Source organism: Neobacillus oceani (assembly GCF_046237595.1).
GTDB lineage: Bacteria > Bacillota > Bacilli > Bacillales > Cytobacillaceae > Bacillus_D > Bacillus_D oceani.
This window is the reverse complement of record NZ_CP143543.1, coordinates 2,144,834-2,171,770: the sequence shown is the minus strand read 5'-3', so window position 1 is coordinate 2,171,770 and position 26,937 is coordinate 2,144,834. Positions and strand designations below refer to the sequence as shown.

General features: G+C 43.6%; 32 protein-coding genes. 10 read left to right on the top strand and 22 right to left on the bottom strand.

The annotated features are described in order from the left end of the window. Positions 1–11: 11 nt before the first annotated feature. A complete protein-coding gene (locus V1499_RS10825; RefSeq protein ID WP_409276083.1) occupies positions 12–419 on the bottom strand; it encodes an NUDIX hydrolase in 408 nt (135 codons plus the stop codon). Between the two features lie 347 nt (positions 420–766). Between V1499_RS10825 and V1499_RS10820 the strand changes: the two genes are divergently transcribed. Both V1499_RS10820 and V1499_RS10815 read left to right on the top strand, forming a co-directional pair. Then, positions 767–1,543, top strand: a complete 777-nt coding sequence (locus V1499_RS10820; RefSeq protein ID WP_409276082.1) for a FixH family protein — start codon at positions 767–769, stop codon at positions 1,541–1,543. A 2,067-nt stretch (positions 1,544–3,610) separates the two neighbouring features. Continuing rightward, positions 3,611–4,372, top strand: a complete 762-nt coding sequence (locus tag V1499_RS10815) for a GNAT family N-acetyltransferase (RefSeq protein ID WP_409276276.1) — start codon at positions 3,611–3,613, stop codon at positions 4,370–4,372. 39 nt (positions 4,373–4,411) lie between these two features. Here the strand turns inward: V1499_RS10815 and V1499_RS10810 are convergent, their stop codons facing one another. Continuing rightward, positions 4,412–5,140, bottom strand: a complete 729-nt coding sequence (locus V1499_RS10810; RefSeq protein ID WP_409276081.1) for a BsuPI-related putative proteinase inhibitor — start codon at positions 5,138–5,140, stop codon at positions 4,412–4,414. A gap of 153 nt (positions 5,141–5,293) precedes the next feature. On the opposite strand from V1499_RS10810, the gene V1499_RS10805 reads away from it, so the two are divergent. Continuing rightward, positions 5,294–5,530: a hypothetical protein gene (locus tag V1499_RS10805; RefSeq protein WP_409276080.1), complete on the top strand. Its 237-nt coding sequence runs from the start codon at positions 5,294–5,296 to the stop codon at positions 5,528–5,530. A 103-nt stretch (positions 5,531–5,633) separates the two neighbouring features. Here the strand turns inward: V1499_RS10805 and V1499_RS10800 are convergent, their stop codons facing one another. Then, entirely contained in the window at positions 5,634–5,966 is a 333-nt protein-coding gene (locus V1499_RS10800; RefSeq protein WP_409276079.1) for a hypothetical protein, read from the bottom strand. Between the two features lie 103 nt (positions 5,967–6,069). Here V1499_RS10800 and V1499_RS10795 point away from each other — a divergent pair, with 103 nt between their 5' ends. Beyond that, positions 6,070–6,276, top strand: coding sequence for a zinc ribbon domain-containing protein (locus V1499_RS10795; protein WP_409276078.1), 207 nt, complete (start codon positions 6,070–6,072; stop codon positions 6,274–6,276). Between the two features lie 419 nt (positions 6,277–6,695). Here the strand turns inward: V1499_RS10795 and V1499_RS10790 are convergent, their stop codons facing one another. The 6 genes from V1499_RS10790 to V1499_RS10765 form a co-directional block, all read right to left on the bottom strand. Continuing rightward, on the bottom strand, positions 6,696–7,034 hold the full coding sequence (locus tag V1499_RS10790) for a hypothetical protein (protein ID WP_409276077.1): 339 nt from the start codon (positions 7,032–7,034) through the stop codon (positions 6,696–6,698). A gap of 122 nt (positions 7,035–7,156) precedes the next feature. Next, positions 7,157–7,588, bottom strand: coding sequence for a DUF4829 domain-containing protein (locus V1499_RS10785; RefSeq protein WP_409276076.1), 432 nt, complete (start codon positions 7,586–7,588; stop codon positions 7,157–7,159). Between the two features lie 15 nt (positions 7,589–7,603). After that, on the bottom strand, positions 7,604–7,972 hold the full coding sequence (locus V1499_RS10780; RefSeq protein WP_409276075.1) for an NUDIX hydrolase: 369 nt from the start codon (positions 7,970–7,972) through the stop codon (positions 7,604–7,606). Beyond that, complete coding sequence (locus tag V1499_RS10775; RefSeq protein ID WP_409276074.1) at positions 7,969–8,922, bottom strand: aminoglycoside phosphotransferase family protein; 954 nt, start codon at positions 8,920–8,922, stop codon at positions 7,969–7,971. The genes V1499_RS10780 and V1499_RS10775 overlap by 4 nt, the downstream gene beginning before the upstream one ends. Positions 8,923–9,004: 82 nt before the next feature. Continuing rightward, on the bottom strand, positions 9,005–9,475 hold the full coding sequence (locus tag V1499_RS10770) for a hypothetical protein (protein ID WP_409276073.1): 471 nt from the start codon (positions 9,473–9,475) through the stop codon (positions 9,005–9,007). Between the two features lie 75 nt (positions 9,476–9,550). Continuing rightward, on the bottom strand, positions 9,551–10,048 hold the full coding sequence (locus tag V1499_RS10765) for a GNAT family N-acetyltransferase (protein WP_409276072.1): 498 nt from the start codon (positions 10,046–10,048) through the stop codon (positions 9,551–9,553). A 106-nt stretch (positions 10,049–10,154) separates the two neighbouring features. On the opposite strand from V1499_RS10765, the gene V1499_RS10760 reads away from it, so the two are divergent. Beyond that, positions 10,155–11,729, top strand: a complete 1,575-nt coding sequence (locus tag V1499_RS10760) for a M2 family metallopeptidase (RefSeq protein ID WP_409276071.1) — start codon at positions 10,155–10,157, stop codon at positions 11,727–11,729. Positions 11,730–11,829: 100 nt separating this feature from the next. On the opposite strand, the gene V1499_RS10755 is transcribed toward V1499_RS10760, so the two are convergent. From V1499_RS10755 to V1499_RS10720, 8 genes are all read right to left on the bottom strand, one after another. Further along, positions 11,830–12,687, bottom strand: coding sequence for an MBL fold metallo-hydrolase (locus V1499_RS10755; RefSeq protein WP_409276070.1), 858 nt, complete (start codon positions 12,685–12,687; stop codon positions 11,830–11,832). A 483-nt stretch (positions 12,688–13,170) separates the two neighbouring features. Further along, positions 13,171–14,520 carry an ABC transporter permease gene (locus V1499_RS10750; RefSeq protein ID WP_409276069.1) on the bottom strand — a complete coding sequence of 450 codons (1,350 nt, stop codon included), beginning with the start codon at positions 14,518–14,520 and terminating at the stop codon, positions 13,171–13,173. Beyond that, on the bottom strand, positions 14,517–15,206 hold the full coding sequence (locus V1499_RS10745) for an ABC transporter ATP-binding protein (protein ID WP_409276068.1): 690 nt from the start codon (positions 15,204–15,206) through the stop codon (positions 14,517–14,519). The genes V1499_RS10750 and V1499_RS10745 overlap by 4 nt, the downstream gene beginning before the upstream one ends. Before the next feature lie 30 nt (positions 15,207–15,236). Continuing rightward, positions 15,237–15,758, bottom strand: coding sequence for an RNA polymerase sigma factor (locus tag V1499_RS10740; RefSeq protein WP_409276067.1), 522 nt, complete (start codon positions 15,756–15,758; stop codon positions 15,237–15,239). 47 nt (positions 15,759–15,805) lie between these two features. Beyond that, positions 15,806–17,773 (bottom strand): multidrug ABC transporter permease, encoded by a 1,968-nt coding sequence (locus V1499_RS10735; RefSeq protein ID WP_409276066.1) that lies wholly within the window; start codon positions 17,771–17,773, stop codon positions 15,806–15,808. Further along, the gene (locus V1499_RS10730; RefSeq protein ID WP_409276065.1) at positions 17,748–18,647 is read right to left on the bottom strand and encodes an ABC transporter ATP-binding protein; all 900 of its coding nucleotides are present in this window, start codon (positions 18,645–18,647) and stop codon (positions 17,748–17,750) included. Before V1499_RS10730 ends, V1499_RS10735 begins: the two co-directional genes overlap by 26 nt. A gap of 1 nt (position 18,648) precedes the next feature. Next, positions 18,649–19,026, bottom strand: coding sequence for a GntR family transcriptional regulator (locus V1499_RS10725; protein WP_409276064.1), 378 nt, complete (start codon positions 19,024–19,026; stop codon positions 18,649–18,651). 337 nt (positions 19,027–19,363) lie between these two features. After that, positions 19,364–19,819 (bottom strand): NUDIX hydrolase, encoded by a 456-nt coding sequence (locus V1499_RS10720; protein ID WP_409276063.1) that lies wholly within the window; start codon positions 19,817–19,819, stop codon positions 19,364–19,366. A gap of 264 nt (positions 19,820–20,083) precedes the next feature. Here V1499_RS10720 and V1499_RS10715 point away from each other — a divergent pair, with 264 nt between their 5' ends. Then, the gene (locus V1499_RS10715; protein WP_409276062.1) at positions 20,084–20,548 is read left to right on the top strand and encodes a GNAT family N-acetyltransferase; all 465 of its coding nucleotides are present in this window, start codon (positions 20,084–20,086) and stop codon (positions 20,546–20,548) included. Between the two features lie 129 nt (positions 20,549–20,677). On the opposite strand, the gene V1499_RS10710 is transcribed toward V1499_RS10715, so the two are convergent. After that, entirely contained in the window at positions 20,678–22,051 is a 1,374-nt protein-coding gene (locus V1499_RS10710) for an MATE family efflux transporter (RefSeq protein ID WP_409276061.1), read from the bottom strand. A gap of 359 nt (positions 22,052–22,410) precedes the next feature. On the opposite strand from V1499_RS10710, the gene V1499_RS10705 reads away from it, so the two are divergent. The 3 genes from V1499_RS10705 (at position 22,411) to V1499_RS10695 (ending at position 24,225) form a co-directional block, all read left to right on the top strand. Then, positions 22,411–23,055: a hypothetical protein gene (locus V1499_RS10705; protein WP_409276060.1), complete on the top strand. Its 645-nt coding sequence runs from the start codon at positions 22,411–22,413 to the stop codon at positions 23,053–23,055. A 290-nt stretch (positions 23,056–23,345) separates the two neighbouring features. Next, positions 23,346–23,810: a hypothetical protein gene (locus V1499_RS10700; RefSeq protein ID WP_409276059.1), complete on the top strand. Its 465-nt coding sequence runs from the start codon at positions 23,346–23,348 to the stop codon at positions 23,808–23,810. Between the two features lie 49 nt (positions 23,811–23,859). Continuing rightward, a complete protein-coding gene (locus tag V1499_RS10695; protein WP_409276058.1) occupies positions 23,860–24,225 on the top strand; it encodes a hypothetical protein in 366 nt (121 codons plus the stop codon). Positions 24,226–24,363: 138 nt separating this feature from the next. On the opposite strand, the gene V1499_RS10690 is transcribed toward V1499_RS10695, so the two are convergent. Then, the gene (locus V1499_RS10690) at positions 24,364–24,606 is read right to left on the bottom strand and encodes a glutaredoxin family protein (protein ID WP_409276057.1); all 243 of its coding nucleotides are present in this window, start codon (positions 24,604–24,606) and stop codon (positions 24,364–24,366) included. A 180-nt stretch (positions 24,607–24,786) separates the two neighbouring features. On the opposite strand from V1499_RS10690, the gene V1499_RS10685 reads away from it, so the two are divergent. Continuing rightward, entirely contained in the window at positions 24,787–25,248 is a 462-nt protein-coding gene (locus V1499_RS10685) for a hypothetical protein (RefSeq protein WP_409276056.1), read from the top strand. A gap of 45 nt (positions 25,249–25,293) precedes the next feature. Here V1499_RS10685 and V1499_RS10680 read toward each other — a convergent pair whose 3' ends face one another. The 3 genes from V1499_RS10680 to V1499_RS10670 all read right to left on the bottom strand — a co-directional run bounded on the left by V1499_RS10680 (position 25,294) and on the right by V1499_RS10670 (position 26,856). Continuing rightward, a complete protein-coding gene (locus tag V1499_RS10680) occupies positions 25,294–25,452 on the bottom strand; it encodes a hypothetical protein (protein ID WP_409276055.1) in 159 nt (52 codons plus the stop codon). Continuing rightward, on the bottom strand, positions 25,439–26,038 hold the full coding sequence (locus tag V1499_RS10675; RefSeq protein ID WP_409276054.1) for a hypothetical protein: 600 nt from the start codon (positions 26,036–26,038) through the stop codon (positions 25,439–25,441). Before V1499_RS10675 ends, V1499_RS10680 begins: the two co-directional genes overlap by 14 nt. 68 nt (positions 26,039–26,106) lie before the next feature. Next, positions 26,107–26,856, bottom strand: a complete 750-nt coding sequence (locus V1499_RS10670; protein ID WP_409276053.1) for a Cof-type HAD-IIB family hydrolase — start codon at positions 26,854–26,856, stop codon at positions 26,107–26,109. Positions 26,857–26,937 lie beyond the last annotated feature (81 nt).

Here is a 26,937-nt window from a genome sequence, read left to right as displayed (position 1 = left end):
ATTAATGCAGTTTATCCTTGAAACGTATACCCCGCCGGAGCCCTCAACAACTCCGCCACACCGCCTTTGTGATACGGCATGAGCGAGTCGGCTGTTTGATAATCCATCCATCTGATTTCGGTGATTTCGTTCGGGTCAAAAATTGTGATCTCCCCGCCAGTGGCTTTCACTTCAAACGTAAAAAACAGAACATGGTTGCCCCTGTCCGGCCGGAATGCCTCATTAACAGCCAGAAGCCTCCCTGCTTCGGCTTCGAGGCCTGTTTCTTCCATTACTTCCCGGATAAGTGCTTCAGTTAAGGTTTCCCCCTTTTCCACGGCACCGCCAGGAAGGGTCCAGCCTGCTCCATTATTTCTCACCATGAGTACTTTCCCTTTTTCATTGACAATCAAACCATACACCACATCGACTCGTTCCATCCGTTTCTCCCCATTCAATTGGTAATTTCTCTATACTAAAGTATCATATAAACGGTATAAGTAAGCTATTTTAGAGAAGCTAGAATTTGATAACTACTTCCTGCTTGCTGTCTACGCCGTAAGGCATAATTTGGTTTAAAGGTTGAGACTCGAATTGCGATGTCCAATTTTCCCAAAAAAATCCTTAGAACGGATTGGAGAAGCCACTTGTCATAATTTCGCCATACTTTTGTTGCGATTTCAGCCTGTTGAGCCACCAAAGTCCTATGGTTATAGTGTAAAATAGTGCGTGTACTGGACAAAGCCAGGGTGCCTGCACTTAACTACTTTTGACAAGGGGACAGCATATGAAGAAGTTATTGTTTTTACTTATTGGTTTATTGGCGTTTGCATTGGCGGCGTGTTCCGATGCGAAGGATAATAATAAGAGTACGGGCGATGATCTACCGAAGATGGTCGAGGTTACGATCCTGCTTCCAGATAAAATCGACCCGAATGTGGAGACTGAAATCAAGGCGCATGTCACTCAGGATGGAAAAAATGTTGAGGATGCGAACGAGGTTAAGTTCGAGGTTTTTAAAAATGGCGACAAGGAACACGAGATGATTGAAGCAAAACATGCTGGCGATGGCATTTATTCAATTAAGAAGACGTTTGCCGAGGCTGGCCAATATGTGGTGATCAGCCATGTGACCGCCCGGGATATGCATGTTATGCCGAAGAAGGAGTTTGTCGTCGGCAATCCTTCGGAGGAAAGCGCAGATGGGCACGGTGACCACGAATCCGGTGACGGGCATGAGTCTGCGGAAGGGCACGATCATGGGCATGGGCATGGCTCAGTTGCGATTGACTTTCCGGTGACTTCGGCTGCTGCCGGCCAGGAAACGCTTTTAACAGCAGCCATCAAGCATGATGACAAGCCACTTACAGGCGCAACGGTCAGGTTTGAAGTGTGGAAGGATGGCGTGGAAAAGCATGAATTCCTCTCTGCGGCGGAAATGGCTGAAGGCACATATGAGTTAAAGCATGCCTTCCCTTCCGCCGGCGACTGGACGGTCAATGTGCATGTTGAAAAAGGAAAAGACCTTCATGAGCATCAGGAAAAAATCGTTACTGTAAAATAACGTAGATAACAGCCGGCTAAGGCTTAACAGGTTCGGTTTTGAAGTATAAAATTTGAATTAACAGTGCTTTTCGCACTGAAAGTCGCACTTGAATTAGCAGGAACTTTAACAGACAAATTAGCATGCAAAAAGCTCAGAAAAATTCTGGGCTTTTTTTATATATGTGTGTTGTTAAACATAAGTACCCTATAGCGAGCATTCGTGAGATAATTGAATCAAACTGAGGGAGTTTAAGTGAAATCCTTCACAATCCAAATACTATTTTTTCGTTACCTTAGTATATAACCAAGGAATCCCAACAAAGATAATAATTCCTGAAAGAAATGATAGGAAGATGAATTGACTTATAACCTTCATCAAGAAAAGGACCGTTAACGTAACTACGACAAATATCCTCCAATACAGAATTAAGTTTTTCAAAAACCTCTCCCCTTTTATTTGCATCAAAAAGCCGTTTCAATATAGATTACCCCAAAAATTTTAACGACTTATTCTAGTGAATATTCCTTCCTTCACTATTCTGCCGCTTTAGCTCAACAAGTGTCCTTCCTGGATCAAGGCATCCATTACTTGAATAAGATTTTATTTCCTCGAACTTTTAAATAAATACATTCCAACCGAACCAAATATACTGGTTACAGCAATCACAGTGACTGCAAATATAACTTCTGAAGTGGAATGAGGTCTATGAGTCAACAAACTAAACCAGAATAGCTCGATAAATAAAGTAAACCCCCATAATATAAATAATACTTTCAATATATAATTTTTCATACTTTCACCATCCCCCCAAAAAAATAATCCTCCTTCAACTCCCCGTTAGAGCACAATTAAAATGCTGCTTAAATAGCAGCAAAGAATTCTAACCCTTTAGATAGCCCTATCATTTATTCTGTCTATCTAACTTTTTTATCCCTTCTTTATATCTGCCATCAAAATGCCGACCCATATATTTAACTGCATTCCCTTCATACGATTTTTTCTCTAGAAAAGTACCACAGTGTTGACACACAATTTGTGAGGCATTAATTTTATGTGAGCACCTTTTACATACATATTTTCTATTAAACTTAAAATGGTGCGTCAGTCCAATGATGCTAATAATGCATAGAATTAGAAACGTAAGAACACCTAGAAAATGTCCCATAAACTCACCTCATTTATCACTTTATCTACTCTACATACATATTCTTCCTTAATATTATAAAATCCTCTTTAATTGTGTTCGCTTACGTTTAATTTTCAAAACCCGTTCGATATGGAATTCAACAAAAGGTGCCTCAATCTTTCTTGGATCAACGCCAAAGGACGATAACCAATTTTATGGCTATCGTCCTTTTTTCTTCTACTGAACATTAAGTCCGAAATGCATAACGGCAAATCCATATACTTCCACTTTCTTAAATGTTATAATCCTTTCAACTATACTTAAAGGTCGTGTTAAAAATGATCAAATACTTCCTTGCTTTCTCTAGGATTTCTTTAGGTTTAATATTCCTAATTGCAGGCATAAATGGTTATTTTGTAATTTTTAATTTAGAACCCTTTATTGCAACAAGTCCTGAAGCAATGGCATTATTTGAGTTTCAATATCTACTTATCTTTGAAAAATCGTTAGAAGTTATATGTGGTTTATTACTATTAATTAAACGGTTTGTCCCGCTAGCCCTTTCAATTTTGTCGCCAATTATCGTCAACATTCTTTTACTTCATATATTTCTCGACCATTCTTTACTCATTTTTGCTATTTTACTTGTCATCTTGCATGGTTTTATGTTGTTCTGTTACAGAAAAAATTTTATAGCGATATTTGAAAAATAAATCCACTCCATAAATATATGTAAAACCTTGATAAATCAACAAAAATTAGCATTCCACATCAGTTACGAATTGGAATGCTATTTTCTGTGTGAATTTAGTTTTTGTACTCGAAAACCGAACCCGTTAGGCTTAGGCTTGCTGGTTTTTTTGTTGGGTGGATTTTTAAAGGCAAATGCGAACCATCCTTTCCTACATATGGTAAAATGTGTTTCATCAGGAACATACGGGGAAAGTAGGTTGAAGAGAATGTTAGACACAATCGAATTTGTCGGGATTGACAGCACAAATTTGCAGGATGAAGGTTGCTTCTGCCTTCGCTCTAAGCCAAATTCAACAGGATACAAGAACAAGAATAATTGGCTTATGGGACGGTTTGTGGAAGGGTTAAAATACATAAAATTGCTAGAAAACGGTAAAGCTGCGGGCTTTATTGAATACGCACCGATTGAATATTCATCCAGGGTCGTTTTTGGCGAAAATTATACGGTGATCCATTGCCTTTGGGTTTCCAGTACAGGTAAAGGCTATGCCAGCCAGCTAATCGCGAAATGTGTACAGGATGCGAAGCATAATCAAAAAGCTGGCGTGATCGTCATTACAAACCCGGACACTTCCTGGACTCCGGGCAAGGATCTCTTTTTAAAAAATGGCTTTATTGAAATTGGCCACGGGCCGTTTGGATTTGAACTGCTGGTTTTAAAATTCGATGATTCTCCAAATCCTTATTTCCCAAATGATTGGGATGAGCGTCTGAACCGTTTCTCAAACTTAACAATCCTCCGGACACAGCAGTGCCCATTCGTGGACATCGCCACCGAAAATGTTGTCATGGCCGCATCCAAACTTGGCGTCCAGGCTGAAATCATTGAGATACAAAACCGGGAAGAATTGCTTAGGCTATCCCCCACCCCCTATGGCATTTATGGGGTTGTTTTTAAACAGCAGCTCATTTCCTTCCACCGGCTTACGGTCCATTCGGCGATGAAACGCTTAAAGGCGTTGCTGTGATCAAAAAACGCCTGAGCATTCGCCCAGGCGTTTACATCGTTATTTCAATTCAATTTTTGTTGCTGTCTTCGTTACCCCGTCATCTGTGTAGGTGACTGTCATTTTCCGGTCAGGCTCTGTGTTTTGAACCTGATTGAAAATGGTTTCGTCGATTTGCAGGGAGATTGCTTCACCGTTTTTGTCAGTTACTTCAATTGTATGATTATCCGCAAGTCCGACATATGTTACGTCTTCTGTAACCGTCTTATTGGCATCGGCTTTGCTGTCTCCAGGCCATTCCACTCTTGTTACCTTTTTAAGCTCTTCCGCACCTTTTGCCACCGGCCAAACTTCGAGAGTGTATTCGCCTTTTGCAAGTCCTTTGAATCCTTCCGATGCATCGATCTCAATCTCAAGGCTGTCGGATGGCTTCACTTTCTTCTCCGTTACTGCCTGGGCGAACATTTTATCCTGGGAATATGTGTATACTACATTTCCTGAGCTGTCTTTAATGTGGTAATCGTAAACCTGTGATGTTCCGTGTTCAAGAACAACTTCCTGGTCGCTCGTATTTTTCAGCGTAAGCTTGTATTTCACATCGTCCTGGGAGTTGCTTTCCTGGTCAAGTGAAGCATCGATTGTTTCTTTCGGATCCGCAGGGGTTTCCTTATTCACAGAACCACCCGTATTCACAACTTTTTTCTCGGCACCTTCATCTTTTGACCCGCAAGCTGTCACTACGATTGCGAGAAGGATTACTGCAGCTGTTTTTAATAAAGCTTTCATCATGTCATTTACCACCTTTTATGTGTTTGATATTATGTTAGACGGAGGACACGTTAGAAAGTTACATTCGGATAGCAAATTAAGTCTAATGGCCTTTTTTATTTCAAAACCCTTCTAAAGAAGTTTATAATAGTAAAAAAGGAAGGAGTTGTTTGAATGAAACTAAAATCTTTTATCGTAACGATTACCGCATTCGTTGGAACGGCTGGCATCCTGTATGCTATCGGACACGCATTTACGATATCGCCGCTTATGTTCCGGCATGAATTCACCTCGGATTCAGGTGGTTTTTCAATGGTAACCGGCTCGCTTCTACCAATCCTGATCGCGCTGGCCGTAAGCTTTGCTGCTGAAAAATGCTATCTCTATAAAGTAAAGAAAAATCTTGGCTGATGATTGGCCAAGATTTTTTTATGATGAGGCCTTTACAATTTGAACGAACCTGATTGGAAAACCTGCCCGAATTACTTCTCCGGACCCTTTATCCAGGTGCTTTTTACCCAGCTTGTTTTATTCCGGCCGACCTCACAGCCCTATAAACCCCAAAAAGAAACACGACCATTGCGATCGCCCAAAAAACGCCTGCCAGCCCGATATTCAGGGAGGCCTCCTCTGATTGCATCGCTTCCGGAACATCGCTCCTTACAACGTTAATTGCCTCAAGAAGATAGTAGCCTGCGGGCAAAAGCAAAATCAAAAAGATGATGAATGGAATCATTTCAGCGGATTTATACCGGATCATGACTAAAACAAGCAAAAGTATTGAAATTGCCATTACTCCATAAAAACTAATAGCGAGTATCCCTGGTACTTCCTGTTCAAGAGGCATCCTTTTCCCTCCTAGCCTTTTTGTTTATATTACCAAATTTTTCTTCAGGGTGCCGAATCTTTTGCAGCTTGTTCCCGTATCATACTCAAGGAGGAGTGATACTATGGAGAAAAAAGGATGCATCAAATGCGGCAGCAGGAACGCTGGGTCAAAGGATGTGGCGATGACAGGCACCGGGCTTTCGAAAATGTTTGATATCCAGAAAAACACATTCACCGTGATTTATTGTAAAAACTGCGGCTATTCCGAGTTTTACAACAAGAATACAAGCATGGGCTCCAACCTTCTCGACCTGTTCTTTGGCGGCTGATCTTCATTCAGTTATCACAAGCGGGGCTTCCATGTGGGAGGCCTTTTTATGTTGTTTCGTTTTTCAAATAATCGGTTCGTTGGTTAAAGTTTTGTCTCAAAATAATCCATAAGCCGGTTCCTTGAACAAGGGTTTTTTAACCTGCTTAAGTGCTTGGAGTTTCATATGAAATAGGTGAAATAATTTTAACACATTAATAATTTCAGGATAATACCTAAAGAACTTCAGGATAAGACGGAAAAACTTCCGGATAAAACCGAAAACCTCCAGGATAAAATCGAAAAATCTCCGGGAATCGCTAGCAGTCTTTTAGCAAACAGCTAGCATGTTGCTAGCAACCGCCTAAGGGCAGCTAACTGCTCCTGCGCCATAGGAAATTCGGGGATACTTTCGCTAAATCGCTGCAAAGCTGCGTGATGCTATTCATGAAGTTTTTTGCGGTCCTTCAGAATAGTGTGTATGTCCCTTTCCGTCATGTCCACTGCCTGCTTGAATGTATCGACGTTGTTTTTTTTCCAAAAATCAAAGACCTTAAACAAGGCGTTCCGATCGTACACTTTGTTGGCGAATGTTTTATAAAAATAGATGAGGAGAACATTGACGATTTCGGATGGCTGTTTATTTTTTGCGAGCACGAGTCTGAGTGCCAGCAAATCGAGGCCACGGACATTGCCCCCGGTTACGGTATGAAGGACCTCGAATGGGCATGAATGCCTGCATTTTTCGTATAGGTTCATTTCTTTCTCATCAAGCACCATGCCCGCTCCCCCGCTTTTTTAATTGCTTTCTACTTTCATTATAAACGGGGTATACCAGGGTTTCCTATACTACTATAGCAGTTTTATAGTACTACATTAGTAGTATTTCTGAAGAATTAAATTCAATATCCCCAACCATCGACTCGCCATTTATCGGTTTTGCTGTCCCTTATTAAGATCCATTGCCAACCGGTATGGGTTGAATTTGGCTCAAGAGTTACGTCTGCGCCCCAGGATCTCACTTTAAAATTTGAAAACAATACAATAACATTTTCCGGTTTAACGCCGTTTGATGCTCCCCTGCCACTTTTCATATACCCTTCAATCTCTTTCTCGGATTCTTTTTCGGAGTACCATATTTCGGTGAGTTCACATCCCCTGAAGCTCCAAAATTTCCTCTTTACCGCTTTTGCCGCTTCATTTATTTCTTCAGTGGAAAACTTATCGGATTTTTCTATACTCACCCTAGCATTATGGGTTTTGCCAAGTTGGGTGTAAAACAAAATTGCAAGTACGACAACAATAACACCAAATATAATTCTGGCTCTTTTCATACCAAAACCCCTTTCTTATCGAGTTGACATTTTCAACAATTGGAGTACCGGCGCAGTGTAGCTGTCAAATTTCTCTTTTTCATCGAGGTTGATCCAGGCGGCTTCCAGGATGTCGGTGTTTGCTTCGTGTTCCTTGTCCACATGGAGGCTGCCGCCGATGACTTCAGCTTCAAAAGTATACTTGGAACTTTTTTTTGCAAGTAGCCTTGTTATCGCGACTTCATAGCCGGTTTCTTCTTTAACTTCCCTAATGCATGCCTGCTCGGGTGTTTCATCGCCTTCAATCTCGCCGCCGGGAAAATTCCAAACAATATCTCCCCTTTGAACATATTGCTTTACCATGAGAACTCGGCCATTTTTTAAAATCACGCCTTGTGAAATCATTTATGTATCTGATTTCTATCTGATTCGTATGCTGTTTCTTCAAACAGTTCCCTGAACCAAATCATACATTGATATGTATCTTTCCAATCTGTTTTGTCCTCGATTCCCCAGCAGGCGTACAGGGTCGAGAGCGAAACGGCCGCTTTTAAAAGCAATTGCCGGTCCATTGAAACCTCGTTGCAAATCAAATCTATTCTAAGTTTTAACAACCCATTTGGATCGGGCTTTTCATTTACATAGTTTACAAGAAAAGAAATTATATCAAAATACGGGTGCCCGATTACGCCTTTCGGATCAATTGCCACCCAGCCGCGGCCTTCCGCATAAAGGATGTTCTCATGATGCAGGTCGCCATGAAGAAGCTGCTCCTCCCCCAATTGCGCAAGCTCTTTGAAAAATGCAGCAGCGGTGTCGATTGCTTCAAATGGAATCGGTGGTTCCTCATCATCCAGGAACATTTCTTTGTACCTGTCGAGACCGGAAGCCCAATCTTTGATTGACGGGAAATCGCCTCCTAGGGGAATTGGCGTGCGGATTTTTCTCCAAACATTGATGTATTCCCTTGTCACCCGCTCCTCGTCCTCTAAAGTGGACAGGTTGCCACCTGGTAAAATCCTCTCAAGCAGCATAGCTCCGTTTTCGGAATCCTCGGCGAGCAGTTGCACAAAAGAGTTCCCGTTGTATGCCTTAACGGCCCGCACTTCATTCTTGAATTCCCCATTCGCGACGCCTAGTTTAAGGATGACCGGGGTTCCATTTATATCCTTCACCTTTGTCACATAATTATAGGAAAGATTCGGGACGGGCGCTTCAATGGCTAGATTCCATTTCTCGGCGTAATGCCTGATTTGGCCTTCCAAGCCCTCGAGCCACTTTTTCCCCGCCTCCCCAAATGCTCCCGTGATCTTCCTAATAAAATCCCCTGGCAAGTCCAATCTTTTAGCACTCATACTCGACTCTCCCTTTTAATGTTCAATTTCAGGCGCCACGCTGGGACAAAATAGATCCACTTATGTATGGCGTCTGGCAACTTCATTTCTTTTTCCAATCAGGGTTGGCGGATTGGATGAATTGTTCAATTTCATCAGGCTGGAGTTGCCCTTTGATTATTTCGTAATAGGATCCGTTTATTGAAAGCGGGTCGGTGAATGTGATGGTCATGAGTTTCTTGTTTCCTTCGTAAAAATCGGCGGCATGGAACCAGCCAACACTTTTCTCATGGTTTTTCTCTTTTTTCACGACATAGCTGTTGAGTTTTTCCAAAAAAGCATCTACTTTCCCGGTTTCTTCCAGGGTAAATGGCTGATTCATTCCCCTGCCGTCACGGAAAACAATTTTTGTCGTGTTATCCAAATCTACGGCAACAGCTTCGGAAAATGTGATTTCCTTATTTTTCGCTTTACCCGAGGCGATGTGAAAAAGCAATAATGCAAGCAAAATAGCGACGAGGACCACAAACCACTTTTTGTCCAGGAAACTGGCTTGGTTCGCTTTTTTCCTCATAAGACTCCCCCCGTAAATCCGTTATTAGAGTACTTCTATTCACCAATTCACCTCTGTATTCCTCCGAGCCGTTTTTCAGAGGGCGTGGACCATCAAATCTTCGCTGTAAAGCTTACCGTCAAGATTCAATGCAGACTGGTCGACCCCGTACGTAAAGAAACCTAACAATTCGTACAACTTTTTCGCGGGAATATTTGTTGATGTGACGGCGAGATAAACGTGAGTAACGCCCTCCATCTCCCTTGCTAAGTCAAGCGCCGCTCCAACGAGTTTTTTCCCCGCTCCCGACCTTCTATGCTCGGGGGCGACATACATGGCGACAATGTTGACCCGGTGCTTGAACTTCTTTTTCGTCTCCGGGAAAAGTGTCACCGTTCCCGCCAATTCGCCCTTGATAAATGCTCCAAGCGTCACAGCGGGTCCATTCCTGAACCGATCTTCAAAAAAGGAAAGCGGATATTCAAGTTCTTCTTCGTAGCTTGAACCAAACGCCTCCGGATGGGCACGCAACGCCTCCAGCCTTATAGTTCGATATCGGGCGGCGTCATCCGGGGTAAGTTTTCTAATCTCCATTTTCAAACCCTCTTTCTTAAAAATACATATATCTAGCAGTTTCCATTCCATTGTTATACAATTTTTAGTATTAAGACAATTTTATGGTAGATGGGGAGAGAGCACAATGGCTAGTGTAGAAACTTTTTTACAAGAGCTCAACGGGGAAATGGAATCGCTGTTAAAAAAAGTCACTGAAACAAGCTGGATGGCCCAGACGACGGGAGACCCTGAATGGGCCGACAAGCTGACAAAAGCAAGCACGGCGTTCAGCCTGTTTTTCGCAAACAAGGATACATACGAGAAAGCGCAGCAATTTTTAAAAGAAGAAGGCCTTACCGAGGTTCAGAATCGACAGCTTGAACTGTTAACCAACAGCATGAAGCGGAACCAGCTCCCTGAAGAAATTCTCGCGGACCTGTCAAAGCGGTCCTCAGAACTGAATTTGCGCTTCAACACTTATTCACCGGAAGTGGATGGCAAAGCTTACTCAGCCAATGACATCCGCGACGTGCTGACGAATAGCGATGACCTGGAGCTCCGTAAAAAGGTTTGGTTCGCGAGCAAGGAAGTTGGCCGCGAAGTCGAAAAGGATTTGATCGAGCTTGTTAAAAAGCGGAACGATGCCGCTCGCATGCTTGGCTATACCAATTATTACGAAATGGCGTTCGAGCTTCAGGAGCTGGACCAAAATGAAGTGATGGGCATTTTCAAGGATTTTGTTGAGCAGTCGGATGCTACCTACCGTTCCATGAAAGCAGAGCTTGATGGCCGCCTGGCTGAGAAGTTCGGAATTGTTGTATCGGAAATCCGTCCGTGGCACTACGTCGATCCGTTTTTCCAGGAAGCGCCTCCTTCCGATGCCACAAACCTTGACCGTTTTTACAAGGGGAAGGACCTTGTGCAGCTGACATCCGACACGTTCAATGCGATGGGAATCGACATTACCGACCTTTATGAAAAGAGCGATCTTTACCCGCGCGAAAAGAAAAACCCGACCGCGTTCTGTACCGATATTGACCGGGCTGGCGATGTCCGAGTGTTGTGCAACTTGACGGAAACGGCTTACTGGATGGAGACGAACCTCCACGAGTTCGGCCATGCGGCGTATTTTAAGTATATCGATTCGCGCCTGCCATTCAGCCTCCGGTCCTACAGCCATACGCTGACAACCGAAGCGATTGCGATGCTTTTTGGAAAAATGGGCAAGGATCCGCGCTGGCTGTCAAGGTTCCTCGGCCTTGATGAGTCGACCGTTTCCGAACTGGCTCCAGAGCTGGAAAAATACCAACAGCTGCAAATGCTCATTTCTGCGCGTTGGATTATTACGTTCGTCTTTTTTGAAAAAGAGCTTTATGACAATCCGGATCAGGATTTGAATTCCCTTTGGTGGAAAACTGTCCAGGAAATCCAGCTCGTCACTCCGCCGGATGATGTAAATAATCCAGATTGGGCGGCGAAAATCCATTTCACGCTTGCGCCGGTTTACTACCACAACTACGCGTTGGGCGAGTTGACCGCGGCACAGCTTCAGCGCTACATCGAGCGGACGATTTCTCAGGAATTCTTCACTGAAGAAACCGGCAGGCTGTTGATTGAGGAGTATTTCAAGCCGGGCGCCCTTTACCCATGGAATGAAAAAATCGCCCGGGTGACAGGCGAAAAGTTGAATCCACAGTATTTTGCTGAATTGTATTGCTAGCTTTTTAAGTGCCCCGGGCCGGGTTGCGGCTTGGGGTTTTTGTTTTGGCGTGGGGCTGGGGTGCTGGCTGGTTCGGTTTTTTCTTATAATTTTTCGGTTTTTAATGCGTGTTTTTGTCAATGTACTTTCCGTAATCAGGTACGGCAATCTGATCAAATTCATTAACGAGTTTTTTCAGGCTCGAAGTAAGCAATTCTCCCGACAAGGGCAGCCCGTGTCCAGTAACAGCAACCGATGGCCTTAATGCCTCCAGTTTAATCACAGATTCCTTGGCTGCCTGCCAGTCTGTTGTTAAATAGCGTGGAGGGCCGCTTATTTCCAGCTCTTGGGTGAACACTTTATACAGGTATTCCTGTTTCACCGTAACAAATGCATCTCCAGCAATTAAGGCGCCGTCTTTTTCCCGAAATAATGAAACATGACCAGGAGCATGTCCTGGAGTATGTATCCATTTGAACCCGGGCATATGGGGAACAGTTCCATCAGCAGGCAGCGTCTCTACGTTGTTCCCTAAGTCTATCGGTTCGTTGGGGAACAAAGGCGACATTTTTGCCACCATGCCCCCTTCAACCGTTGGGTCTGGATCTGGATAACTTTTCTGGCCTGTCAGGAAAGGCATTTCCAACTGATGGGCATAGACGGGAACATCCCATTGGTTCACGAGTTCGATTATTCCCCCGACATGGTCAAAGTGGCCGTGGGTCAAGATGATCGCTTTTGGCCGACTGTTTCTGCCAAATCGTTCTTCTACTACTGAAATGATTTCAGCCGCGGATTCAGGCATTCCAGCATCCACCAAAACAAAATCACCCGTTTCAGGATTCCCGACTAACAAAATGTTGACAATTTGGATTGTATAACAAAATAAATCCGGCAATATTTGAATCCCCATTCCGCTCCCAATTGAAGTGGCCGGAATGAATTTGTAATCACTTCCATAGTTCATTTGTTTATCCATTGGATTTCCTCCTTTGGTTATATCAATTTCATTGGATATTGTGCCCTCTTTTTTGAATTTCTTAATTCGCTTTGTTGTTTGGTTTTTAAAAATGGTACTCGTCTATCTTAGTATGGTCTTTCTCGATTGATTTGAGTGACATCCTTTTTGGAATTTGGGCAGACATTGTCACTCATTTTGATTTGAGTGACATCGATTCCGGAATTTACCTAAACAATGTCACTCATTTTAATTTGAGTGACTTCGATTCCTGAAATTGCCCAAACAATGTCACTCATTTTGATTTGAGTGACTTCGATTTCCGAATTTGCCCAAACAATGTCACTCATTTTGATTTGAGTGGCTCCTTTTTGAGATTTCGCCCAATCTTTGTCATTCTCCTCCGGTGTATGGTAAACCAAACCAGATTAATAACGATGGTTTTTCCACCAATCAAAAAAGAGCACCCCGGCCTACCAATTAAGCCGGGGTACTCCTTCATATTTATACTTCCCTTCTCAGCGCGCTTAGCACATCAACCTGGGTCGCGCGTTTAGCCGGGCGCATGCCGGACAGAATGGTCACGACATAGCAGATGACAAAACTGATTACTGGCAGCGACCATGGGATGCTGCTGAACGTCAGCCCTTCCGGCGGATTTTCGCCGAATGCCTGCTTGATGATGAGCGGCAGGCCGAAGTTGACGGCAAAACTGATTAAATATGCGACCGCCGTGCCAATTGCGGCGCCGATAATTCCGATATAGCTGCTCTCCAAAAGGAAAATGCTTTTAATCGTTTTCGGATTTGCGCCGATCGCTTTCATGATGCCGATATCCTGCGAGCGCTCGGTGACCGCCATTGTCATCGTGTTGTAAATGCCGATTGAAGCGATCAGCACGGCGATTGTGCCGATGAAGATTAATCCGGCTTTTACAATCGTGAACATCGTATTAACATTCTTCAATTCATTCACGACCGAGTAAACATAATACTTATCTTTCTCAAGTTTATCTGAAATTCCCTTAACCGCTTCAAGATTTTTCGCGTATACCTTCACTTCATCATAGGAATCGTCCGGTAGCGGCTCGAATTCCATATTTGGGTTGTTCGGATCCTTCATCATGCCGCGCGGGGTCCCGGTGAATGCTTCGATTTGCTTCATCAGGCCTTCGGAAATAAAAACTGTCCCGTCATGCACCCATTGTTTTGAAGGCTCTTTTCGTATGCCTGCCACCGTAACCTCAAACGGTTTTGTTATTTCCTTTCCATCCTCAAACTTCCGGACGGTCAGTTTTAGCGTTTTTCCAAGCAATGATTCGCGAACCTGGTACTCTTTCTTTATTTTCCCTGTATTGTCGTACAGGTCATCGCCCTCAAAATTCTTCGGGACAAACCCATCAATGAAATTGTAGCCAAGGATGATTTCGTTGTCTTTTTCGGCGACCTTTCCTTCAGACAATTCAAAGCCGGCTTTCAGTTCGGAAGGCATATGCGTGACTACCGTCCGAGCAAACGCTTCGTGGTTACCGTATTCAAAGTACCCTTCTTGCTGAAGGGATTTTCGCCTTGTCACTGCCTTAACATTATCGATTTTCTCAAATTTGGCGATGTCTTTATCGGTAAGTTGGTGGTTACCGTCTGTACTTTCTTGCTTTCCAGGCACCTGTATCTCTGTTACGATCTGCCGTTCGGTGATTTCTTTAACTACAGACGAATGCAGGCCGAAGCCTACAGATGCGAGGACGATAAGGAACGCGCTTCCCATCGCCGCTGCCAAAATCGTCATGAACACGCGGGTCTTGCTTTTTTTCATATTTTGCCGGACGAACCGGAACTGGTCTTTCAGTTTCATGCGTAAACCTCCTCATACACCCTGCCGTCCCTTAATTCGACCGTCCGGTGCCCGACTCTTGCCACCTGTTCATCGTGCGTGATAATCAGGAACGTGATGCCGAGCTCACGATTCAGCTGGACGATAAAATCAAGTAGCTCCTTTTCCGTTTCACTGTCGAGGCTGCCTGTCGGTTCATCTGCAAGGATGATCGGCGGGTTAACGACGAGTGCCCTTGAAATGCTGACACGCTGCTGCTGGCCACCGGACAATTCACCTGGGTAATGGTCGCGGTACTCGAGCAGCCCGACCTTCGCAAGCATCTCCTCGGTTTTCTGTTTCCTGCGCGCCTCGCTCATCCCTTGTAAAACTAGCGGCAATTCAACATTTTCGTATGCCGTCATACTTGGAATGAGCTGGAAGCTTTGAAAAATAAAGCCCAAATGCTTGATCCTGAAATCAGCAAACTTCGCTTCGTTCAAGCTGGAAACCGTGGTTCCATTAATGATAATTTCGCCTTGCTTCGGGCGGATAAACCCGCTCACAAGATTCAACAGTGTCGATTTTCCGGAACCGCTTCTTCCTACGATTGTGACGATTTCACCTTCGCCGACTGTTAGCGAAACGTCCTTCAGCACAGGAATAATCGTTTTGTTCCCTTTTTTCCCAATTTCAAAGTCATGGGACAAATTTTGGATTGTAATCATTATGAATCTCCTAGTCTATTTTTTAATAATTCATGCAGGCTGCTTATCAAGCACCGCCTTTTTCAAATGGAGCCGTGCGCGGTACAGCCTCGTCCTGACTGTCCCGGATTTAAGATTTAGCCTTGATGCGATCTCATGCTCACTCATCCCGTAATCAAACCGGAGGACAAGCACGCTTTGGTACTCAATGCCCATCTGGAAGACCGCGCCGCGCACCTCTTCCTTAAGAGCTATGAATTCAACTTTCTTCTCGGTCGATTCGACTGCTCCCTGCTCCGAAATTCGCTGCTCCATCACCGTTTGGTCGGCAGGCATCCACCGTTTTCGTTTTTCGCCACGAACGAAATCGATTGCGGTCCTGCGCGTCACTGAACGAAGCCAAGCGGCGATTTTCCCCGTATCCTGCACGGTACCTAGCTTTTTATATGCTTTTAAAAAACTCTCCTGGACAACATCCTCGGCGATGTGCAAATCCCTAGTGATGCTGTATGCAATTTGTTTTAGTTTCCCAGCATACGTTGAATACAGTTGGTCAAAATCAAGCTCCGTCATCCGGATGACCCCCTTCCGCTCTTTTAAAATCGTCTTATCCCAAAAAATCATTTATCAAAATGCTTTTTAATAAATTCAGGGACATTTTTATCATCAAATGACCTCATTTCCTTAACTCCTGGCTGTTTATAAACAACGACCGCGACATAGCCATCGCTTTCGCTCCAGCCATTGGTTGCCTGGTCCAATGCCAGCTGGATGTCATTTTTCTCTTTAATGATCAGCTTGTTTAGAACCGGCTTTAGCGGATCGTCGAACAAATCCGTTGCCATTTGGTTCATCATTTCACGGGAATTTTGGACAACGGCAATATAGTCTACATCCTTCGCCGAGATGGTTGCTTCCTCTAATAGCCCTTTTTCATCCAGCCATGCGGCAAATTCGTTATACGATTTTTTGAATTCTAACTGGACAACTCCCTGGTACGACAGGATTTCGATGTAGGATTTCGAGCCGACCGGTTTTCTCCATTCTTCATACGACTCATTTTCGACTTCTCTTTTTAAAAGTGAAAAAGCCTCTTTAACCTCTCGGCTGTCGGAAATTAATACTCTTTTGTTTAATCCAATTCTATCCGTAATAACGATTTGCCTAAGCGCAGACTCTTTTATTTTGAAAATCGGATTGATGGAATGCTTGTATTCGTTTGTTAACTGTAAAGGCCTGAGCCAAGAGTCATATTCTTCTGGATTGATGTTGTATTCACGGACAACTTTTCCTCCGCCTTGCAGTTCGTACGTAAAGAAAAATTGCTGCGTGATCCGTGGATCCTTCCGGTTTGTTTTTTCCCGGCCGATAATGGCTGCATGAAACTTCCTGGCCATTTCAATCGATTCTTCGCCTTTTAGGGGAACCGGGCGGTACAGCTTGTCGGTTTCATCCTGGTGCCTGATCACAAAATTCGTGACCATTACGCTCTTTATTTCATTTTGGGCGGGAATATGCTTTTCGTACGGACCAAAAGCCTGCAGACCCAAAACCAAAAGGACAATTACTCCGGCATAAACCGCAAACCCACGAAGATTCCCGAAGACACGCCATGTTTTTTGAAGGACCATTTCGGCAACGAAGTACCCGATGATCGCCCCAAATGCATAGCCAAACGCCATCCATCCAAACGAATGCTGATAATTACCGAAATACATTCCGCCAAGCATCATCGTGCAGACTGTCACTCCGAATTTGAAAACAACTTTCAGCGAATCAAACGCTATTGCATCGGAGGCGGCTTCACTTTTCCTTTTTTGATAAATGAATAGGCCTAGCACATACAGAACCACCGATATAGCTAAATAGATGAGAACGTGATTCCAGCCGATTTGTCTATTGGAATTTTCAAGGACGGTCAGATGTGTAAGTGGCGATAAAAATTCTAAATTACGGATTCTATAGTAGCTGCTTGGAAAGCCGTACAGCAGCTGACCAAGATTGTAGATAATTAAAAGCGATACACCAGCGGGAAACAGCAGGAAAATATACGTAAGTACCGCCTGGACCGCGGAAATTCCGGTGACCATCGCGACAAAAACGCCGGCCAGGTAAAAGACGAAATTGAATAGCAGCGTCAGCCCCGTCCAAATTGCGATATCCTCAATAGTCATGTAAAAATTCCAACCGTATACGGTATGTAAGGAAAGAATGATGGCCGCGATTAGCAATATTGGCAGAGCAAGGAAGACCAAGCCCGCTGCTGTGTAGAAATGATAAATTTGCGCTCTTTTTATTGGCAGGCTGTGCATGAGATCCGACCATTGCCTAACGTGCAGGAAACGGTAAAGGAATACTGACAGCAGTACTGGCGCGGCGACCATAAGGACGAATTGGATTCCGAAATCATAAAGGAACAATGTTTCTTGCGGCGTCCACACGTTCAGCTCCCTGTCCGCGTACATCATCAACATCCGGATTGGCAGGATAAAGAGCAGGACAAGGAAATAAACGATCGATATCCAGCCAACACTCCGGACGACCTGGAGGACCATATCCTTATTAAACAATGACATTCTTGATGGCATAGCCGATATCCCCCATTTCATAGATGAAAATTTCTTCAAGGGTAAGCGGTAGCCAATCGAAAATGACCGGGCTGGTCTTTTTGATTAAACCTACTATTTCATCTTCGCTGCCCCTCACAATCAGGACCTGTACACTGCCCCGCTTTTCGGAGTGGAGTACGTTTAGTTTTTCTGTCAAGCCCTCCGGAATTCCATCCTTGTAGGCTAGCTGGACTTTGTGGATGTCTGACTTCAGGTCATCAATATCTTTTTCGAGAAGGAGTTCCCCTTTATGTAAAATCCCGATGTGGTCGCAAAAATCCTCAATCTCACGCAGGTTATGGGATGATATCAAAATCGTCATTTCCCGTTCGGCGACATCCTGGACGAGTAGGTTCTTTACCTTCCTGCGGACAACCGGGTCAAGCCCATCCATCGGCTCATCGAGGATCAGGAAATCCGGCATCGTCGATAGCCCAAGCCAAAACGCAACCTGCCGCTGAACCCCTTTGGAGAACGTATGGATTTTCTTGTTCATATCAATCTCAAAAACTTCCTTTAGTTTTTCAAAACGCTGGCCGTTCCAGCGGGAGTACATGCTGCGATAAAAATGGGCCATCTGCTTTGTGGTGTACTGAGGCAAGAAATATGGCTGGTCAGGAATGAAGAAAATCCTGTCCTTCAAGGTTGCATTCCCGTAAACCGGCTCCCCGTCCATCGTCATTTCGCCGCTGTCCTGCCTGTAAATACCGGCCAGCATTTTTATGAGTGTCGTCTTCCCCGCGCCGTTAGAACCAATCAATCCGTATATCGAACCTTGCCCAATATTCATGTCCACATATTGGACGGCAGGCTGGCTATTGAACATTTTTCTAATTTGTTTCACCTGAATCATTTCAGTCTGCCCCCTTTTTGGCATCTGTCTCTACAATCATGGCCTGCAGTTCCTCCACCGTCACGCCAAGATACAACGCTTCTAAAATAAGCTTCTCCAGTTCCTGCTTCACCTGTGAAATCTTCTCCTTATCCATCCCTTTTGTAATCGGGTTGACAAAGCTGCCCTTGCCCTTCAGCGAGTAAATAAACCCTTGAATCTCCAACTCGCGGTACGCCTTCTGAATCGTGTTCGGATTGATCGTCAATTCCTGCGCAAGCGTTCGCACTGATGGCAGCTGCTCATCAGGCTTCAGCACTTCATTGACAATCAGTTCCTTCAGCTTTTCAACAAGCTGCTCATAAATCGGCTTCCGGCTCCTAAGGTCAAGATCGAACATGATGACCCCCTATCTGTACTATGTGTACTAGGTGTATTACTACTCTTAATACAGTTGATTATATTCGATGATTAGGAAAAAGAAAAGGATTTTGTGGAAAAAATTTTTGTAACGCTTTCTGCCATACTTTTTTTCCATAAAAAAAACCTATTTCTCTTTGAAGATTGGGTTCGGTTTTGAAGTACAATATTCTAATTTTCATTGTTATCAGCCCGGAAATTCGCAATTGAATTAGCAGTTTTGTGCTGTTAAATTAGCATTCAAAAAAGCTCAGAGCACTGAGCTTGCTTTATCTTAGATTGTTGTCGTACATAAGCACCCAATGAACAAGGGCGATTCAAATTAGTTTCTCATTATATACGCTAATTGGGTGTATTTTCTCTTGTAATAGGTTATTAATTATTTGCTTTATTACTCTAGGTTCTCGTAAGTCTTTGTTTTCAAATGTTGAAAGTTCATTTACTTTTATCCACTTGCTGTCTGAAACTACATCTTCTTCAAGATTTAGAGAACCTCCTGTAACTTCACCAACAAAATGAAATAGAATAACTTGATTGTTTGTACTACTTACAAAATTATATACCCCAGTAGTACCAAGTAGTTTTACATCAAACCCTGTTTCCTCTTTAACTTCCCTCTGAGCTGAATAGAGAATGTCCTCACCGTTTTCGACATGACCACTTGGAAAGTTCCACTTATCGATTGCAGTAGGTTTATTCTCTTTTATAATCAAGACTTTTTCGTCATTAAAGATTGACACACTTGCTACTAATACAATTCCATCTTGCGACATTTGAGTTCTCCCCAATTCCCTCTTAAAATTCATTTATCTCCATTATACCTGTTTAACTTTCTTTCACGAACCTCGTTAGCACAAAAAGCAAAAAAGACCGCCGCAGCGATCCATCTTGAAATCTTCCCCCGGCTGCATCCAATTATTTGAAAGTAAACGTTACGGTATATCCACATTCAAATTTTAATAAGCCTTGTTCAACTATCATGAACAGAAGATCGTACAATGGGAACAAGTGATGAAACGTAAGAAAGGGGTATTGAGATGAGATATAAGTTTAGCATTATGACTCAAAAACAAGCAGAAGCTATTGCTTTTAACTGGCATTTTGATGGCCAGTATTCTTTTTATAATATGGATGCTGATCAAGACGATTTAGAGGAGTTTTTAAACCCGAAAAAACGAGAAAATTCAAAATTTGCTGTAACAGAAGCGGATGAATTGGTTGCTTTTTTTAGTTATGGCAAGGTTTCCGAAGTAACATTTGATATTGGTCTAGGCATGAGGCCAGATTTAACTGGAAAAGGCAATGGGATGGAATTTTTAAAAGCTATTATTAACTTTATTAAATCGGAATTTAAGCCTGAAAAAATTACATTATCGGTTGCTGCTTTCAATCAAAGAGCGATTAAACTATATAGAAAAGTTGGATTCAAAGAAGTGGATACATTTATGCAAGATACGAATGGCAGCACTTTTGAATTTCTAAAAATGGAATATTTATGTTAATACTGTACTTAAACGATCTTGTGCATACCTTTAAGTAGCAAGGGCCCAATTAAGTGTCCTTGTTTTTTACCATATGGTTTTCGAAAAAGCCTCCCTTGAATAGGAAAAAACCTCTAACCCGAAATCGGATTAAAGGTTTTCTGCCAAAGCGCCTTCGCTTGGAAATTTGTGTTTTTGAATGTAGAGGAGCCTGAAGGACAGCGCGATTCCAGCTGCCAAAAGGCCAATTGTCAGGCCGATCCAGTATCCCGGTGCGCCAAGGCCGGTGTTATGCGCCAAAATATAGCCGATTGGCAAACAGACGAGCCAGTAGGCAATAAGCGTCATGACAAAGGCGAGGTTCACATCCTTGTATCCGCGCAGTGCCGCAAGCGCCGTCACCTGGATGGCGTCGGCAATCTGGAAGAACAGCGCGTAAATAAGGAAAGAGCCGGTCAGTGCGATAACTGCCGTGTCATTCGAATAGAGGCCGGCGACCTGATCGCGGAACAATACGACGAGCGTCCCGGTGCAAACCGCACTAATTATCGCCAGGAAAATTCCCAGCCAGCTGTAGGCCCGGGCATCCCGGTACCTGCGCGCGCCGACTTCGAACCCGACAAGAACGGTTTGCGCCATCGAGATAGAAATCGGGACCATGTACAGGAACGAAACAATATTCAAAGCTGATTGGTACGCCGCGATCGTTGTGACACTGAATTTTGAAATGAGGATCGTCACGACGGCAAACATGCTCGTTTCAAAAAAGAGCGACAATCCCATCGGAATGCCGATTTTCAATATTTCCGCAAACCGACCACGCGAAAACTCTTTAAAGTTGGCGAAAGAAACATAGGCGGAGAAAGGTTCCTTCGTTTTGATGATAAAGGCGGTTATCGCCGTAATGACCCAAAACGTAACGGAAGTCGCAATCCCGGCACCAGCCCCTCCGAGTTCCGGAAAGCCTAGATTTCCGAAAATAAGAACATAGTTCAGGAAGAAATTGACCGGCAATGCCATTAGCAGGATAACCATGACAATTCTTGTTTTGCCAAGCGCATAGATGAATGAACGCAGCACGTTGAAGATGAACAATGGAATGATTCCAAATCCAAGGTTAACCAGGTAGTTGTGGGCTGTTTCATGGACACGTGGATCCAAATCCATCGCGTTTAAAAGCGGATTTAGGATTATCGCCCCTACGGCGATGACAATCAGCGCGATCGCAATTGCAAGGTATATTCCGTGTGAAAGGATCGAGGAAACTTCATGGTCTTTCTTTTCCCCAAACTTTTGCGCGGCAATTGGCGAAACCGCAAGCAGGATTCCGCTCAAGCCGACGAAAACCGGATTCCAGATCGACGAACCGATTGCCACCCCTGCTAGGTCGGCCGGATTGTATTTTCCCGACATGATCGTGCTGAAAAACACCATCGAAAACATCCCAAGTTGGGTAATCAGGATTGGGATCAGCATGACAAAAATTAGTTTAATTTTTTCTCTCGTTGTAAATGTCTGATACATCTCAATGCTCCTAAAATAACAATAATGCGGATTAACCATTTAACCCATAGGATAGAGTATAACAGACTTGGCGGAATAAGAAACATTTTGCTTTTGGGGTGGAATTTTTTAAAAATATTTTGATATCATCCCTTTTTGTTTCAAAACTATCCACTGGATGGCGGCCGACTCCATTTTGGAAAAGAAAATAGTAACATCATTGTATTGGAAAAGACAATCACATATGATGGTTTCAGGCGCGATCTTTATTGTGGATTCGGTTGTTCAATAAGAAGTTCCAATAGGGACTCGTCCACTATAAAATAAAATCAGTGGATTAAAGCCTATAGGAAAAGAGCTTCAATATTTGGAGGGAATAAATGATAAGTTTTTTGAATGAGATTCGTAGACCACTAGAATTATCCCCATTAAAGAGATTCTTATATTCGACATCAATATTTATTGCAGGGATTGGCTTAGGCTTAATTTCCAAGGTGCTTGATACCACCCCAAGTAATTATTTACCTTATTTCCTTGAACAATTAGATTTAAGGAACTTTTTTTCCCGCATTGGGGTTTGGATTTTCCTTGCGGCCGTTATATCTGTGTATAGCAAATCCCCTGTTAGGTCTGCCATAAATGTTTTTTTGTTTTTTGTAGGCATGGTTGGCAGCTATTATCTATACACAGTGCTGGCAGCTGGTTTTTTTCCTAAATATTATATGATGATTTGGATTATAATGACTTGTCTCTCACCATTTTTGGCTTTTGTATGTTGGTATGCAAAAGGAAATGGAATAATTGCCATTTCTGTTTCATCATTTATTTTAATGCTTATTTCAAGACAGGCTTTTGCATTTGGATTTTGGTATTTTGATATCAGGGATCACTTGGAATTGTTACTTTGGATAGGCACGATTTTTGTTTTATATCAATCTCCAAGACAAATAATCAAGGTTGTTACGATAGGAATGCTTCTTTATTTCCTTACCGCTCAAATCAATTTATTTCGTGGAATGATGTAGATTTCTATCTTTCCTTTTAGCAAACGTTACTTGCGTACTTGGGCCAAAAAACGAAGGAAACCAAAATGATTAGGGATGTTTTACGATTTCCCAACTATAAAATTTTCCAGAGAGAACGGATTTGGCGAGGTCTTTCTGGTCATAACCAGCAATCGTCCCTTGCCGTTAAGAAAATACAAAAGCCGCCTGCATCCTTCATTTTTTTCCGCAAATTGGAAGGAATATAAACCTTGGCGGCGAAATACTAAATGTGTGAATGTGGTTTTCCATTTAGGCGATAGGAGGATGTTATGGTCACATTGCACAGGTATTTCATCGGCAGTTCGTTAAGCTTTATCGCTTTTTTGCTTACCGTTCCGTTTTTTAATTTCGTATTGAATAGCCTGTTTTTATCGAGTGGCTATCAAGAACTTTCCTTAAGTGTTTTATCAGTCTACTCCATACCATTCATTTACGGTACTACCCTTGCCACAATTCTTTTATATGTGATCATGAAGAAGTTTATCCCCCGCTGGAACTATATCATTCATTGTTTACTGGCAGGAATTCTTTTCTCTTTGCTATTTGGAATGGTCCTTTTTGAAGAAAGCTTAACCGGCCTGCTGGCATTCCCGGCCACGTACGGAATCATCGTCGGGGCGGTGATTTTCTCATTGGGATACTATATCCCTTTGAAAAAGGCCGCTGTGTATGCGTACTTTATCCCTCTTTTTGCAGCTGCAGGTTCTGTTATCTATGTAAATGTATCTTTTTAGTAATCGGAGGTCACAAGCGTAACGAGTAAAATGGTGTGGAGGTACGTACATGGTTTGGGCAACCGTTAAGCGGAAAATCAAAGCCGGCTTGCTGACGATTCTTTTATCCAGCATTGCTGTCTGGATCTATTTTTACAAAGAGATGGATATAGCCATTATGTCGATGGTCCTTCTAATCTTCGCCGCGGCTGTCATGACATATGGCCTTGCAGCTGCTTTCTTTGCAGAATATATGTCAAGCAAACTTTCCTCGGAAAAAATGGCCATTCTAGCAAGGTTCCTGATGCACATCCTGTTTGGGCTCATCCTGATTAATGGTGAATTCATGGTCGTTTACAGCCTCGGAGCCTCGTTGATTTACTTTTGCGTAGATGAAATTCTTAGGGCGAAAGCCGGAATCCTCGAAGAAGCTTGATAATTCTTTATGCCGGCATCTTGATGTAAAGGTTCCTATGCAAACTCCTCTTGAAAATGAAATGGAACGGCCTCTTTTATTTGAGGCCGTTTTTTATGTTTTCCCGGCGATTGTTTTTTAAGTTGCAGGCTACAACTGCTAGTCCTTTTTCGCCAATTCAATAATCTCCTTCAATTCATTTGTGAAACCCTTGACGGCTTTATCCCCATACACAGTGACGGGCACGCCGAGGTAGCCGTACTGTTCGACTTCCTTTTTAAAAAGAGGGTCCTCGGAAATATTCCGCGCTTCAAACGGGATCCCCTCCTCCTCCAGCACCCTTTTCACCATTGTGCACTCGATGCAGTCATTTGTCGTATAAACCAGAACTTTGTCGACCACTAGATACCCTCCATTCCTATTTGTCAAGTACTTTATTTTGAAAATTCATAAAATTTACACTTTTGGTAAGCGTTTTCACTGTTGTATACTTACAAAAATAAATATATAAATCATTGTTTAAATGGTGCATATACATTTAACAATGATAACAGAGAAAAACAGCAAATGGGGGAAAACATCATGATTTGTTTTTGCGAAGAGCTCGATTACGAGGAATATGGGCTTGGCGGGAAGGTTGTCATTTTGGAAAGCAAGGAAACGATCCTACAGGCGTATGGGCTGAAAAGCGACCGCTATTTGGAACTTGCCGGTATTGATACGAGGCTTTTGACGATGTTTTATAAATCGATGATGCCAGGTATCGACTGGTTCATCGTCGTTTACGATTATAAGCAATTTTGCTCGGACCCGGAAGTAAAGGAAGCAATCATCTGGCATGAACTTGGGCATATCGAAAATCCCGTTGAAAAAGGCCAGCTGAGTGTGGAATCCGAAATCCGCTGCGACGAGCTGGCAATCATGCGCGGCTACAAAGAAGGCATGAAGCGCGTCCTTGATATGACGAAGAAAATGGCCAGGGCGCTCAATAACCAGCTCCTAGACGATATGACGAGCGAACGCTTGATGAGGATTACGGGTTGATGATACGAACTGAATATAAAAGCAAAAAATGCGACGTGACTATGCCTACTTGAAAAAGAGGCGGATTTCCTGGCGCATTTTTTCTTTGTTCTCGGCGAATTGTCTGTGCCGGTGGCCGTTGCTCCCCGACGGATGCGGAAAGCCTGCGACTAAATGGCGGGAATCCAGCTGGCCGGTTCTGCCGATTTCCTCAATCACCCGCAAGACATTGCACCCCGAGTGGGATGATAAGCGGCGCGTCCAAAACCGAATGGTCGTTGGCGAAATAGGTTTCGATCTGGGCCCGGAGAATATCCGTTTTCCAAGGATCCGGCCTCGAACCGTTATAATTTTTCCCGTCAAAAAAGACAGCATGCGGCAATATAGAGGCCGTCTGAACGAGGTGGTTCGACGCGCCGAAAAGGTCCATAGTGGTTGGAATCCCGAGGTGATCGGCAAGCCCAAGCTCGTCCAGCATAGCAACGAGATTCCTCCGCATCGGCCATTCAAAGCTTGACCGCTTCTTTACTTCGTGGAGGATTTCCTCATCCAGGGTATCCTTGCAGCGAAAACCATGGACGGTTTGATAGGCAACCCGCATTTGGTGCATACCCGGGGTGATGCCGGCAATCAGGATTTTTGAACTCGTGTTTATGTATTCAAATGGTGCGTAATAGATTTCGAGCTTCCGCTGTACGTCTTTTTCCAAAAGGAATTGCCGGCTCCTTAAGTCCTCGTCCCGCAAAGGGAATGGCAATGAAAAGATTTTTTGCCTGTATTGGCCGAACATTGGTGTACCAACGATTCCCATTGCAAACCCCTGATTTCTATAAAATTTATATAGCTTACCCCCCGCACAACGCGAGGGGCACATTGCAATTATTTATTTAAAACCCATTCCTCGATCGCCTTCGCAACCCCGGATTCATTGTTGGTGGACGTAACCCAATCCGCTTCATCCTTAACAACGGGCTGGGCGTTCCCCATCGCGACTCCAAGGCCGGCTTCTTTAATCATCATCATATCGTTCAAGCTGTCGCCAACCGCCATGACATTTTCCATGCCAATCCCAAGAAACCCGCACACTTTTTTAAGGGCTTCCGCTTTATTGATCCCGATGGCGTTGACCTCGATGTTGGTCGGGGCTGAATTACTGATCTCCAGTTCCTTTTTTTCACGGAGCAGCTTCAAAACAACTTCCCTTACTGCGTCATCAGGAATATCGAAACCAAACTTCAGCCACTCCTGGCCGGCGAGGTTTTCCGGCATCTCCCTTCGGTAAACACGCTCCGTGCTGATCGCCCAGAAATGCGTGTTATACTTTTTCGAAAGGTCAAACATCCATTCCACCAGTGGAAGACTGACCGGGTTCCGCTCCACAAGATCCCCCTCCGGTCCATAAATTTCTGCCCCGTTGATGGTCACCAGGTAGGAAGATAATTCAAGCGAAACCGCATAATCCCGGCATGTCGCCAAATTGCGTCCCGTGCTCAGGACAACCTTCACACCTTTTGCCTCTGCCTCACGGATGGCCCTTTGGTTTTCCTCCGAAACTTCATGGTGGTCATTCAAAAGTGTTCCATCCATATCCAACGCGATTAATTTAATGTCTAATTGCCCCTTTTCCATTTCTCACACTCCAAACTCTCTCTATAGTACTAGTGTCCATCTTAACATGTTGCCATAGTGGTTGAAATTGTTATGCCTTGG